Source organism: Mycobacterium sp. E1715, assembly GCF_001667625.1.
Classification (GTDB): Bacteria; Actinomycetota; Actinomycetes; order Mycobacteriales; family Mycobacteriaceae; genus Mycobacterium.
Genome location: NZ_LZJJ01000428.1, coordinates 1 through 12,541, shown reverse-complemented (window position 1 = coordinate 12,541; position 12,541 = coordinate 1). Strand labels below are relative to the sequence as shown.

Annotated in this window: 13 protein-coding genes and 2 pseudogenes; 9 read left to right on the top strand and 6 right to left on the bottom strand. The window is 69.3% G+C overall.

Annotated features, from left to right (window positions below; translation table 11 throughout):
• Positions 1-213: 213 nt before the first annotated feature.
• Positions 214-851, bottom strand: a pseudogene (locus A9X03_RS20890) (TIGR03085 family metal-binding protein).
• A gap of 252 nt (positions 852-1,103) precedes the next feature.
• Here A9X03_RS20890 and A9X03_RS20885 point away from each other — a divergent pair.
• Genes A9X03_RS20885 through A9X03_RS20875 form a run of 3 tightly spaced genes read left to right on the top strand, consistent with a single transcriptional unit; the run spans position 1,104 to position 4,239 of the window.
• A complete protein-coding gene (locus A9X03_RS20885) occupies positions 1,104-2,771 on the top strand; it encodes a nitrite/sulfite reductase (RefSeq protein WP_068262782.1) in 1,668 nt (555 codons plus the stop codon).
• A 17-nt stretch (positions 2,772-2,788) separates the two neighbouring features.
• Positions 2,789-3,526 carry a phosphoadenylyl-sulfate reductase gene (locus A9X03_RS20880; RefSeq protein WP_067785494.1) on the top strand — a complete coding sequence of 246 codons (738 nt, stop codon included), beginning with the start codon at positions 2,789-2,791 and terminating at the stop codon, positions 3,524-3,526.
• The gene (locus tag A9X03_RS20875; protein ID WP_067751331.1) at positions 3,523-4,239 is read left to right on the top strand and encodes a sirohydrochlorin chelatase; all 717 of its coding nucleotides are present in this window, start codon (positions 3,523-3,525) and stop codon (positions 4,237-4,239) included. Before A9X03_RS20880 ends, A9X03_RS20875 begins: the two co-directional genes overlap by 4 nt.
• 63 nt (positions 4,240-4,302) lie before the next feature.
• Here the strand turns inward: A9X03_RS20875 and A9X03_RS20870 are convergent, their stop codons facing one another.
• Positions 4,303-5,238, bottom strand: coding sequence for a LysR family transcriptional regulator (locus A9X03_RS20870; protein WP_067782164.1), 936 nt, complete (start codon positions 5,236-5,238; stop codon positions 4,303-4,305).
• A 168-nt stretch (positions 5,239-5,406) separates the two neighbouring features.
• On the opposite strand from A9X03_RS20870, the gene fdxA reads away from it, so the two are divergent.
• Positions 5,407-5,733 carry a ferredoxin gene (gene fdxA, locus A9X03_RS20865; protein ID WP_067751337.1) on the top strand — a complete coding sequence of 109 codons (327 nt, stop codon included), beginning with the start codon at positions 5,407-5,409 and terminating at the stop codon, positions 5,731-5,733.
• Between the two features lie 6 nt (positions 5,734-5,739).
• Here fdxA and A9X03_RS20860 read toward each other — a convergent pair whose 3' ends face one another.
• Complete coding sequence (locus tag A9X03_RS20860) at positions 5,740-6,411, bottom strand: esterase (RefSeq protein WP_068262779.1); 672 nt, start codon at positions 6,409-6,411, stop codon at positions 5,740-5,742.
• A 108-nt stretch (positions 6,412-6,519) separates the two neighbouring features.
• On the opposite strand from A9X03_RS20860, the gene A9X03_RS20855 reads away from it, so the two are divergent.
• On the top strand, positions 6,520-7,794 hold the full coding sequence (locus tag A9X03_RS20855) for an alpha/beta hydrolase (protein ID WP_068262776.1): 1,275 nt from the start codon (positions 6,520-6,522) through the stop codon (positions 7,792-7,794).
• Here the strand turns inward: A9X03_RS20855 and A9X03_RS20850 are convergent.
• Entirely contained in the window at positions 7,791-8,411 is a 621-nt protein-coding gene (locus tag A9X03_RS20850; RefSeq protein WP_068262774.1) for a TetR/AcrR family transcriptional regulator, read from the bottom strand. The genes A9X03_RS20855 and A9X03_RS20850 overlap by 4 nt on opposite strands.
• Before the next feature lie 62 nt (positions 8,412-8,473).
• Between A9X03_RS20850 and A9X03_RS20845 the strand changes: the two genes are divergently transcribed.
• Both A9X03_RS20845 and A9X03_RS20840 read left to right on the top strand, forming a co-directional pair.
• Positions 8,474-8,902 carry a DUF1707 domain-containing protein gene (locus A9X03_RS20845; RefSeq protein WP_068262771.1) on the top strand — a complete coding sequence of 143 codons (429 nt, stop codon included), beginning with the start codon at positions 8,474-8,476 and terminating at the stop codon, positions 8,900-8,902.
• 9 nt (positions 8,903-8,911) lie between these two features.
• The gene (locus A9X03_RS20840) at positions 8,912-9,676 is read left to right on the top strand and encodes an SDR family oxidoreductase (RefSeq protein WP_068262768.1); all 765 of its coding nucleotides are present in this window, start codon (positions 8,912-8,914) and stop codon (positions 9,674-9,676) included.
• Between the two features lie 17 nt (positions 9,677-9,693).
• Here A9X03_RS20840 and A9X03_RS20835 read toward each other — a convergent pair whose 3' ends face one another.
• Positions 9,694-10,173 (bottom strand): hypothetical protein, encoded by a 480-nt coding sequence (locus A9X03_RS20835; protein WP_156670007.1) that lies wholly within the window; start codon positions 10,171-10,173, stop codon positions 9,694-9,696.
• A 52-nt stretch (positions 10,174-10,225) separates the two neighbouring features.
• Positions 10,226-10,678 carry a protease inhibitor I42 family protein gene (locus A9X03_RS20830; protein WP_082950378.1) on the bottom strand — a complete coding sequence of 151 codons (453 nt, stop codon included), beginning with the start codon at positions 10,676-10,678 and terminating at the stop codon, positions 10,226-10,228.
• Between the two features lie 98 nt (positions 10,679-10,776).
• On the opposite strand from A9X03_RS20830, the gene A9X03_RS20825 reads away from it, so the two are divergent.
• Together A9X03_RS20825 and A9X03_RS20820 are read left to right on the top strand one after the other, a co-directional pair.
• Entirely contained in the window at positions 10,777-11,832 is a 1,056-nt protein-coding gene (locus A9X03_RS20825) for a DUF5685 family protein (RefSeq protein ID WP_068262765.1), read from the top strand.
• A 180-nt stretch (positions 11,833-12,012) separates the two neighbouring features.
• Positions 12,013-12,471: pseudogene (locus tag A9X03_RS20820) on the top strand (cation:proton antiporter); the annotation flags it as partial.
• Between the last annotated feature and the right edge of the window lie 70 nt (positions 12,472-12,541).

Genomic DNA, 12,541 nt, shown 5'->3' with positions numbered 1-12,541 from the left:
CCCGGCGGTCGCACTTCCCCGGGCGATCGCGCGGACTTCCCCGGCGATTTCGAGGGATTAGCCGAAGTGCCCGCCTCATAGCGACAACCGCCCATTCGGTCCGTCGGCCTGTCCGGCGGCGCCCCACGCCCGCCCGTTGTCGCTACGAGGCGGGCACTTTGGACGTCTCCGCTGCCAGGGACGGGTGTGGCGCGTGTGACGACGCGTTCCGCCTCACATCCCGAAGTGGGCGGCACGCACGGCCGCGACGGCATCCGGCGGTCCACTCAACTCCACCTGCGCCGCGGACTGCCGGCCGAAGAGATACAGCAGCAGCTCACCCGGTTGACCGCTGAGCAATGCCGGCACACCCGCTCGGACGGTCACCTGCTCGCCGGAACCGGCCCAGGCAACCTCAAGGCCGAAGCCCCCGAGCCGCCGACTCAGATACCGCCCCCGCGCCGAACGTTGCGCCACAACGCGGCCTCCATGTCCGCCGTCAACTGACGCGGCGGCAGTCCGTTGGCCCGGCGGACATCCTCGTGATGGACGAAGAACTCGTTGAGGTTCGCCAGCGCGCGAACCCATCCGATGCGGAAGAACCCGGCCGGCGGACCGGACCGGATCCGCGCGACGAGCCAACCGAAATCCCGTCGCACCAACGCCTTCCGGCGCCGCTCGGCGAACCGCTGGAACGGGCCGGGCAACACGAGGCACGGCCCCGCGACGACATCGCGCTCCCGCAACACCAAATGGGCGGCGAGATCGTGAGCGGTCCAACCCTGGAGCAGCGTGGGCGCGGACGGGCCCAATTCGCCGAAAAGATCGCACAGCGCCCCACGTTCAAGTCCGTCGAGCGAAACACCGCCCATGCAGGCGAATTCTACGGCTGGACCGACAAAACCATTGCCTGACAACATCGATCAGTGGACCCGCGCACACAACCAACGGTTGTGCCCTCACAACGGCGCGACCTCTACTCCCCTATGCCTCACCCCCGGCAGTATGAAGCCATGAGACGTGGGCGCAACGGAGCGCCCGCGCTCACCTCTGACTGACAACATCATCGCGTCGATGCCGCGGACAGCAGCCCTAAGCCGTCCGGCACCGCGAAGGAGACACCAATGACCGCAGCACGTCCCGCCAAGACCCGCAGCGAGGGCCAGTGGGCGCTGGGTGACCGCCAACCGCTCAACGACACCGAGAAGATCAAGAACGACGACGCGCCGCTGAACGTGCGCGACCGCATCGTCAACGTCTACGCCAAGCAGGGCTTCGACAGCATCGACCACTCCGACCTGCGCGGGCGCTTCCGCTGGATGGGCCTGTACACCCAACGCGAGCAGGGTTACGACGGCAGCTGGACCGGCGACGACAACACCGACAAGATCGAAGCCAAGTACTTCATGATGCGGGTCCGCACCGACGGCAAGCCGTTGACGGCGCACTCGATGCGCGTCCTCGGCCAGATCTCGACCGAATTCGCCCGCGACACCGCCGACATCAGCGACCGGGAAAACCTGCAGCTGCACTGGATCCGCATCGAGGACGTCCCCGAGATCTGGCGCCGCCTGGACGAAGTGGGGCTGCAGACGACGGAAGCCTGCGGCGACTGCCCGCGCGGCATCCACGGTTCGCCGCTGGCCGGCGATTCGCTCGACGAGGTGCTCGATCCGACGCCCGCGATCGATGAGATCGTCCGGCGTTCCCTGAACAACCCCGAGTACGCGAACCTGCCGCGCAAGTACAAGACCGCGGTGTCCGGCCTGCAAGACGTCTCCCACGAGACCCACGACGTCGCGTTCGTCGGCGTCGACCACCCCGAGCACGGCCCCGGCCTGGATCTGTGGGTGGGTGGCGGCCTGTCGACCAACCCGATGCTGGCCCAGCGGGTCGGCGTGTGGGTGCCGCTGGACGAGGTGCCCGACGTCTGGGAGGCCGTGACCCGGCTGTTCCGCGACTATGGCTACCGGCGGATGCGCGCCAAGGCGCGGCTGAAGTTCCTGATCAAGGACTGGGGCGTCGAAAAGTTCCGCGAGGTCCTCGAAACCGAATACCTCCACCGGCCGCTCATCGACGGCCCGGCCCCCGCACCGGTCACGCAAACCATCGACCACGTCGGCGTGCAGAAGATCAAGAACGGGCTCAACGCCATTGGCGTCGCCCCGATCGCCGGCCGGGTCTCCGGCGCGACGCTGTCGGCGGTGGCCGACCTGATGGAAAAGGTCGGCTCCGACCGCGCCCGGCTGACCCCGTTCCAGAAGCTGGTCATCCTCGACGTGCCCGACGCCTTGGTCGACGAGACGGTCGCCGCGCTGGACGCGCTGGGCCTGCCGTCGCGGCCCTCCGCGTGGCGCAAGAACACCATGGCCTGCACCGGCATCGAGTTCTGCAAACTGTCCTTCGCCGAAACCCGAGTGCGCACACAGACTTTGGTGCCCGAGCTGGAACAGCGCCTGGCCGACGTCGACCCCAGGCTCGACGTGCCGATCAGCGTCCACCTCAATGGGTGCCCGAACTCGTGCGCGCGCATCCAGGTCGCCGACATCGGCTTCAAGGGCCAATGGATCGACGACGGCCAGGGCAACTCCGTCGAGGGATTCCAGGTTCACCTGGGCGGCGGCCTCGGCGAGGCCAGCGGGTTCGGCCGAAAGTTGCGCCAGCACAAGGTGACCAGTGACGAGCTCGGCGACTACATCGACCGGGTGACCCGCAAGTTCCTCGAGCAGCGCGACGGCGGTGAGCGCTTCGCGTCGTGGGCCCTGCGCGCCGACGAGGCCGACCTGCGATAGGAGTTGAGGACCACGCCATGGTCGCGATGAACTTCACCGAAGACCAGCTGCGCAAACTGGCCGAACGCGGCGCGGCGGAAATGGCGGACGCCGATGCCACCGACATCCTGCGCTGGACCGACGAACACTTCGGCGGCGTCGACGGCCCCCGCGACGGGGCCAACTGCAAATACGTGGTGGCCGCCAATATGCAAGACGCCGTGGTGGTTTCGCTCGCGTCCGATGTCCGGCCGGGCGTGCCGGTGCTGTTCCTGGACACCGGCTACCACTTCGCCGAAACCATCGGCACCCGCGACGCGGTCGAGTCCGTCTACGACATTCACCTGCTCAACGTCACGCCCGAACACACGGTCGCCGAGCAGGACGAGCTGCTGGGCAAGGACCTGTTCGCCCGCGACCCCAACGAATGCTGCCGCCTGCGTAAGGTTCTCCCGCTGCGGCGCGCGCTGCGCGGCTACGCCGCGTGGGTGAGCGGGTTGCGCCGGGCGGAGGCCGCCACCCGCGCCAACGCCCCGCTGATCAGCTTCGACGAGTCGTTCAAGCTCATCAAGGTCAACCCGATCGCGGCCTGGACCGACGAGGACGTGCAGGACTACATCGAGCGCCACAACGTTCTGGTCAACCCGCTGGTCGAGGAGGGCTACCCGTCGATCGGCTGCGCACCCTGCACCAGCAAGCCGGCCGAGGGTGACGATCCTCGCAGCGGGCGCTGGCGGGGACGAAACAAGATCGAATGCGGGTTACACGCCTCATGAGCACGCTCGTACTCACCGCCCACGGCAGCCGGGACCCGCGCTCGGGCGCGAACGCGCGGGCGCTGGCCGACCGGCTGGCGGGCATGCGGCCCGACCTGGACGTGCGGCTGGCGTTCCTCGAGCTCAACGAACCCAATTTCGTCGACGTGCTGGCCGCCCTCCCGGACAGCCGCCACGCGGTGGTCACCCCGTTCCTGCTGGCCAGCGCCTACCACGCGCGCCTGGACATCCCCAAGCAGATCGCCGAAGCTGGGGCCCACGGCGTCCGGCAGGCCGGCGTGCTCGGCGAGGACGGGCGGCTGGTTTCCGTGCTGCGCGAACGCCTCACCGAGGTCGGGGTATCCGCGGCTGACGACGACCTCGGCGTGATGGTCGTCGCGATCGGCTCGTCCAACGCCGCGGCGAACGTGCGCACCGCGAAGGTCGCGTCCAGGCTGGCGGTCGGCACCCGGTGGGCCGGGGCGACGACGGCGTTCGCAACCCGGCCCGAGGCGTCGGTGCACCAAGCCGCCGCCCACCTGCGTCGCCGCGGCGCGCGCCGGCTCGTGATCGCGCCCTGGTTCCTGGCGCCGGGGCTGCTCACCGACGGCGTCTCAACCTTCGCGCGGGACAACGGTATTCCGATGGCCGCGCCCCTGGGCGCGCACCGCCTGGTCGCCGAGACGGTGCTCGACCGCTACGACGAGGCGCTGGCAGCCGACGCCGCCGCATGAACGTCGACTTGTTGCGGGGATACGCCGCGAATTCCCACGACAACTCGACGTTGGCGGCAAACCCTAGGCCCTAACCCGGCTGACGATGTGGCTCAACATGTCTCGCACCGCCCCCGCCGGTGGCGTGCGCCCGCCCACCCAGATGGCGCGAAACTTCCGCCGCAGGTCCAACTTCGGGATCGTGACCGCGCTCAGCCGCCCGACGGCCAGGTCGTCGGCCACCGCAAGCCGGCTCATCGCCGCCGGTCCCGCCCCGGCGAGCACGGCCGCGCGCATCGCGGCGGCCGACGTCAGCTCCAGCACCGGTGGAGCCTGTTCCATGTCCTCGCCCAGCACCCGACGCAAGGCCACCGTCAGCGAATCCCGGATGCCCGAATGCGGTTCGCGCGCGACGAGCGGGGTCTCCGCGAGTTCGCGGGCGGACACCGCCCGCCGCGTCCACTTGTGGCCCGGCGGCACCACGATCACCAACTCGTCCTGGCCCACCACGCAGGTACCCAGACCCGTTGGCGTGCCGGGATTTTCGACGAATCCGAGATCGACGCTGCCGTCGCGGACCGCGGCGATGGCGTGCTCGCTGTTGGTGGCCGTCAGAATCACCTGGGGCGCGGAGCCGCCGCGCCGCGTCGCCTCGGTCTGCAGCGACAGCAGCCAGTGCGGCATCAGCTGTTCGGAGATCGTCTGACTGGCCGCCACCCGGACCCGCTCGCGGCCCTCCTTGCGCAGCGAGCCCATGCCCGCGTCGATCTCGGTGGCGACCTCGAGCAACCGTCTCGCCCAGTCGGCGACGATCAGGCCCGCGGGCGTCAGCTGCGAACCGCGGGTGGTGCGCACCGCCAGCGTGACCCCGATCTGGGCCTCCATCGACGCGAGCCGCCGCGAAATGGCCTGCTGCGTCAGCCCGAGTTCGCGCGCGGCGCGGCCCAGGCTGCCGGTTTCGGCGATCGCCAGAAACACCTCGAACGAGGCGAGCTCGGGCATCCGGGGGCTGAGCGGCATGGCATCACATCACAATCAATTCGTGTGACACAACGATAGCTTGTGACTCCACAACGCCGCGTGGCCTACTCTCGCCCGGTCGGGACGAGAACGATGGAACGGATGACCCTGGCCGGTAGCGCGTCGGCCGCGCTAAATTAGCCAGCCAGACAAGGAAGGACAACGCTTGTGGCCTATGTGATCGCCGAACCGTGCGTCGACATCAAGGACAAGGCGTGCATCGAGGAATGTCCCGTCGACTGCATCTACGAGGGCGCGCGGATGCTCTACATCCACCCCGACGAGTGTGTGGACTGCGGCGCGTGCGAGCCGGTGTGCCCGGTTGAGTCGATCTACTACGAGGACGACGTGCCCGCCGAATACGGCGAGTACACCCAGATCAACGCGGACTTCTTCACCGAGCTCGGCTCCCCCGGCGGCGCGGCCAAGGTGGGGCTGACCGAGAACGACCCCGCCGCGGTCAAGAACCTCGAGAGCCGGGCCGAAGCCACCTAGGCCGCCTCACGCGAGCAACGACGCGAGTTCGGTACGCGGCACCGAGAGCCGTTGGGGTCCGTCGACCTGCGCGAGCACCTGCCCCTGGCTGAAGAAGAAGATCACGGCGTCGTCGGTGAGCGCGAAGTTCTGGTACGCGTCCACCCCGGGGTCGCCGAACGGAAGCGGGCCGAGCTCGCGCCGGACGATCGGGTTTAGCACGTCCAACGGGTTGGCGCCCGGCTTGAACAGCGTGTCGAAGGTGATGGGCGCGCGCTTGCCGAGGTCGTAGGTGAAGGCCTTGTACGACGTCACCGGGTGGGCGCCGAGGTCCTGGTTCATGTCCAGCACCACGGTCTGGGTGCCGGAAGTAAGCGCACCGGACCGGAAGGCGGTCCCGGTGATGGTCAGCAGGTAGGGCGGCCGGTCGCCGGGCGGATGCGCCTTGGCGTCGTCGGCCCATTCGTCTCGGGTGTGGGTCACGTAGTCGGCGAGGGGCGCCTGGTCGGGATAGCCGACGGGAAAGCTCAAGTCGAGCGTGTAGGTGGTCGTCACGATGTGGCCCCGGCAGATCTGCGCCGCGTCGACGGTTCCGCCGACGTCGGCGCAGGCGGATTGGCCGCTGGCCGTCCCGGCGGACGAGAGGGCGGTCACGGCGCAGGCGGCCGCCGCCAGCGACGCCTTCAGGGTCATGGTCATCGCCGGGTCCGTTCCGTCCGTCGCCGCTCGACGCAGCGGTCTTGTGCGGTAAGTAGGCACCGTACGCGTGCCTACCGATCCCAAAACCCCACCTCGTAAGGTGAGCCCATGCGGACAGCTCGAATCATGCATGTCATCCGGCAGATCGGCTCGTTGATCGTCACGGCGGTGACCGCGGTGTCCACGCTCAACGCCTACCGGCCGTTGGCGCGCAGCGGATACGCCTCGCTCTTCTCGTTCATGTTCGGCGTGGTCGTCACCGAGTTGCCGCTGCAAACGCTCGTCAGTCAGCTCGGGGGCCTGGCGTTGACGGCCCGACGCCTCACCCGGCCGGTGCGATTCGCGGCGTGGACGGTGGCGGGCGTGTCCGCGCTCGGCCTGCTGAACTTCAGCCGCGCCGGGCACAAGGCCAACATTCCGCTGACCGAGGCGCTGGACGAGGGCCTTGGCGCGTCTCGTCTCACCGAATCGGGTGATCTGTGGCGCCGGCCGGCCGGCGGTGGCACCGCCAAGACGCCGGGCCTGCTGCGGATGATGCGCATCTATCGCGACTACGCCCACGACTCCAACATCAGCTACGGCGAATACGGCAGCGCCAACTACCTGGACATCTGGCGCCGTCCCGATCTGGACCCCACCGGCAAGGCCCCGGTGCTCTTCCAGATCCCGGGTGGCGCCTGGACGACGGGAAACAAACGCGGACAAGCTCATCCGTTGATGAGCCACCTCGCGGAGTTGGGCTGGATCTGTGTGTCGATCAACTACCGGCACAGCCCGCGCAACACCTGGCCCGCCCACATCGTCGACGTCAAACGCGCCCTGGCGTGGGTCAAGGCGCACATCGCCGAGTACGGCGGCGATCCCGAATTCATCGCCATCACCGGCGGTTCGGCCGGCGGCCACCTCTCGTCGCTGGCCGCCCTCACGCCCAACTTCGCCGAATTTCAGCCCGGCTTCGAGGACGCCGACACCCGGGTCCAGGCGGCCGTGCCGTTCTACGGCGTCTACGATTTCACCCGGTTCAACGACGCGATGCATCCGATGATGCCGGCGCTGTTGGTCAAATCCGTTGTCAAGCAACGGCCGTCGACCAACATGCAGCCGTTCGTCACCGCTTCACCGGTCAACCACGTTTCCGCCGACGCTCCCCCGTTCTTCGTCCTGCACGGCCGCAACGACTCGCTGGTGCCCGTCGAGCAGGCGCGTGCGTTCGTCGAACGACTGCGCAAGGTGAGCACCCAGCCCGTGGTGTACGCCGAATTGCCGTTCACCCAGCACGCTTTCGACATCTTCGGTTCGGCACGCGCGGTGCACACCGCGGTCGCCGTCGAGCAATTTCTCGCCGAGGTGTACGCGACGCGCCGCCAGGCCAATGTGGCCTAGCCGCTGAGCATTTGGGCCACGACGCCGGCGATGACGTCCTCCGGCTGCTGCGCGATGCCGACGCTGACCAGCTCGCCACCGATCGCCAGCGACGCGACCCCGTGCACCAGCGACCACAGCGGCGCGGCGAGTTCGCGCGGGTCCTGACCGCCGACGACACCCGCATGCTGGCACGCCGCGATCGCGTCGAGTAGGTCCGCGAACGCCTGCTCGCCGGCGATGGCGAGGTCGGGGTGGTCGGCCTTCGACAGCTCGGCGCCGAACATCACCCGGTAGTGGTCCGGGTGCGCGACGGCCCAGCGCACGTAGGCACGGCCGAGCTCGATCACCCGATCCTTGGGCTCGTCGGTGGACGCGGCCGCGGCCAGTTCGGCGTGCAGGTCGCGAAAGCCCTGCTCGGCCACCGTCGCCAGCAGCGCGGCCTTGTCCGCGAAGTGCCGGTACGGCGCGGCGGCGCTGACGCCGGCGCGCCGCGCCGCTTCGGTCAGCGTGAAACCCTTCGGCCCCTTCTCCGCCACCAGCGACAGCGCGGCGCTGGTCAGCGCCCGTTTCAGGTCGCCGTGGTGGTAGCTGTCCCGGCGCTTCGAACCGGTCGGCGATTTTCGCTCACGTGCCATGTTGACGAGATTAACATTAGGGACTATGTTAAGGCCATTCACATCCGAAGGAAGGGGACGAAATGGACCAGCAACTCATGCCCCCCCGCGCCGGCGACCACGACCGGGAGAGGGCGGCCGCGCGCCTGGGCCAGGCGCTCGCGCAGGGCTACCTCGATCTGGGCGAGTACGAGCAGCGGGTGCAGGCCGTGTTCGGTACGCACACCACCGGCGAGCTCGGGGAGCTCCTCGCCGACCTGCCGCTCGAGCGGATCCGACGCGCCGACCCACGCCGCCGCGCCGCCCGCGTCGAGGCGGCGCGCCGCAGCGTGCGCATTCACCTCGCCGGCTACCTCCTGATGACCGTCGTCGTGCTCACCGTGTGGGCGGCCGTCGCCGCGACCACGGACGCCACGTACTTCTGGCCGATCTGGCCCATCCTGGGCGCCGGCATCGGACTCGTCAGCCACGCGCTGGGCATCCGCCCCGCCGTGAAAACCGTTGCGAAGTAAGGGGTTGCCATGTCACTGGCAGTCATCACCGGCGCCAGCTCCGGGTTGGGCGCAATTTTCGCCGACCAGCTGGCGCAGCGCGGCATGTCTTTGGTGCTCGCCGGGCGCGACGAAGCCCGGCTGAACGCGGTGGCGCAGCGCGTCGGGCAGCAGGTCGAGCTGGTCGTCGGCGACCTCAGCATCCCGGCCGGCGTCGACGCCCTGGTGGCCCGGCTAGCGGGGCGAGAGATCGACGTGTTGGTCAACAACGCGGGCTTCGGCACGTACGGCCGGTTCGCGGAGGTCGACGCCGGGCGCGAGCATGAGCTGGTGGCGGTCAACGTCGACGCGTTGGTGCGGCTGACCCACGCGGTGCTGCCCGGCATGCTGGCCCGCCGCCGGGGCGGCATCCTGAATGTGGCGTCCACCATCGCCTTTCAGCCCGGGCCGTATCAGGCCACCTACGGCGCGTCGAAGGCGTTCGTCTTGTCGCTGAGCCAGGCGCTGTGGGCGGAGACCCGTGGATCGGGCGTCACGGTCACGGCGCTGTGCCCCGGACCCACCCGCACCGGCTTCGTCGACGCGCTGGGCTCGGACGTCTCGCACACCGCGATCTATCGCCGGCTCGCGGCGCCCGAACCGGTCGTGGCCGCCGGGCTGCGCGCGCTGGACCGGGGCCGCGCCGTCGTCGTGCCCGGGTGGCGCTATCGGGCGATGACCACCGGATCGCGGTTGATGCCCGGCTGGGTGTCGGCGCTCGTCAGCGGGCGCATGCTGCGGCCCGCCGCGGCGTAGCGAAAACCGTTGAGCCGCTATACCTTGGGGCGCACGCCGACCGCCCGGTACACGAACACCGGCTGCACCGGGAAGCGCAGCGTCGTGGTCGGCAGCTTTTCCAGCACCTCGTCCGGGATCGACTTGCGGTAGTTGAGCTTCATCGACCCGCTGAAGGCGGGATCGACGCCGTGCAAGTCGATTTCGAGCTTCATGCCCTTGCCGGTGATCGTCGCCCTGGCCGGCCCCTTGCTGGTGTCCCACGGGCAATCGATCGACCGCAGGTTGGCGTCCCCGCGGGTGGGAAGCGTGGCAAGGATCCGCGCGGTGGTGAACGCGAACGCGCCCGTGTAGCGGGACACTCCCGAGGCCGAATAGACGCCCGGCACGTGGCCACCGAAGTGCCGGTTCACCCCGACTTTGCCCGCGCTGAAGATCATCCCCTCGGCTTCGAGTTCGTCGCGCAGCGGTGCGGGCAGTTTGCCGATCTCGGACAAGTTGCGAAGAAAGCCGAACACGTCCAAGACCGTAGCCCGAGCGCGGCGCGCTCGCATTGGTTTGCCAGAGCGTTTACTGCACCGTGACGTTGGCCGTGTAGGTGCACGACGGTTGCGTGTCCTTGCCGACGAAGCTGGTGTAGGCGGTGCCGATCGTGGTGGTCCCCGGCTTCAACGCCGTGAATTTCCACACCTCGGTGCCGGGGGCTCCGAGCGCGTCGGAGCTCGGCGGCACGAACTGGTGGCTCTCCTGCTTGAGGACGCCCGGGTCGCCGATCTTCATCTCCGGCGCCCACCGGTACGGGGTGGTGTAGTTCGAGCCCAGCTTCACGACCAGCGTGTTGCCGACGGTCAGGGTGATGCTCTGCGTGACGACGCTCTGCGTGAGCACCTCGTTCATGGGCACCTCAAGCGTCTTGGTCGACGGCGGGTTCCTGGACGCGAAGTGGCAGCCCACCAGCATCGGCGAAACGAGCATCGCGACGGTCACCAAGAGCTTGATCTTCCCGACAGTCATCGAGCCCATTATGTCCTGGAGCCCCGTCGCCGCGCCGCCGCCCACCAGACCATCCCACGCTCGGCGTTTCGATCGCGCGTTTGCTGCGGGTCCGGTAGCTTCTGGGCATGTTTGGCATCATCCGGCCCTGCCGTCACCGGCTCGGCGGCGAGCTGGCGGCCGCCTGGACAGCCCAATTGTGCGGATTGTGTCTGGCGCTGCGCGACGATCACGGCCAGGCCGCCCGCATCGCCACCAACTACGACGGGCTGGTGGTCTCATTGCTGGTCGAGGCGCAGTCCCCGGGGCAGCCGGGCCGCCGCACCGCCGGGCCGTGCCCGCTGCGCGGCATGCGGCGCGCGGACGTGGCCACCGGCGACTGCGTGCGACTGGCCGCCGTGGTGTCGCTGGCGCTGGCGGCGGCCCGGGTCCGTGACCACGTCGACGACCGCGACGGCATGGTCGGCGTGGCCGGGTTGCGGCCTGCGGCGCGCCGCATCGCCGAGCGCTGGGTGCGCCAGGGCACCGACACCGGTCACACCCTGGGCTTCGACACCGGCGTGCTGGTCGCCGCGATGGACCGCCAGGCGGCGCTCGAAGCCCAGGCCCGTCCGGGCAGCTCGCTGCTGATGGTGACCGAGCCCACCGAGACCGCCGTCGCCGAGGCGTTCGCGCATACCGCCGTGCTGGCCGGCCGCCCGCACAACGCGGCGCCGTTGCGCGAGGTTGGGCGGCTGTTCGGCCGGGTGGCGCACCTGTTGGACGCGGTCGAGGATTACCGCGACGACGTGGCGCGCGGGAAGTGGAACCCGTTGGCGGCGACCGCAACTCCCGTGGCGGCGGCGCGCGCCCTGTGCGACGACGCGGTGCTGGGCATCGAGCTGGCGCTGGCCGACGTGTCGTTCACCGACGGGCGGCTGGTCGATCGGCTGTTGACCAACGAGGTCCGCCGCGCGATCAAGCGCACCTTCGCCCAGGCCGGTTTCACGGCCAAGAGCGGAACGCCGCGCGGCCAGCAGGAGCCCATCAACTTCGGCGACCAGCCGATCGAGCCCGGCGCCGAGGAGGGAACGCCGAACCCCGGGCGCAAGTCGCGGCGCGGCGACGGAACCGGCTGCTGGTGCTGCTGCGAGGGCTGCGATTGCTGCTGCGACTGCGACGACTGCTGCTGCGACTGCACCTGAGCCTGCAACCAGTAAGTGCTTCTCGAATTTGATATCGCCGGTGCTATCACTTTCGAGAGTCACCAGATGCCCGCCACAGGGTGCGCGTGTGACCGGTGAGACCGCCCACCCAGCGGGCTGACCGCGGCGCCGGCCAAACCCCAAGCCGCGCAATCCGATCATGTCCGGCAGGATGGGTTGGTGTTTGGCCTCGTCCTGATCGTTGCTCTCGTCTCCACCGTCATCGTCGGGACGGTCCTGGGCCGGCGCTACCGCGTTGGCCCCCCGGTGCTGCTCATCGTGCTCGGCACGTTGCTGGGTCTGATCCCCAGCTTCGCGCACGTGCACGTCAACGGCGAGATCGTGCTGTTGCTGTTCCTGCCGGCGATCCTCTATTGGGAGGGCCTGAACACCAGCTTCCGCGAGATCCGCGCGAACGCGCGCATCATCGTGTTCCTCAGTGTCGGCCTGGTGATCGCGACGGCCGTCGCGGTGTCGTGGACGGCGCGGGCGCTCGGCATGGATTCCCACGCGGCCGCCGTCCTGGGCGCCGTGCTCTCCCCCACCGACGCCGCCGCGGTGGCCGGCCTCGCGAAGAAGTTGCCCCGCCGCTCGGTGACCGTGCTCAAGGCCGAGAGCCTCATCAACGACGGCACCGCCCCGCCGACCAACAGCCCGGCGGCGATACCGCCCAGATAGGAGCCGACGAATCGTCCCACCAGGTCGATCG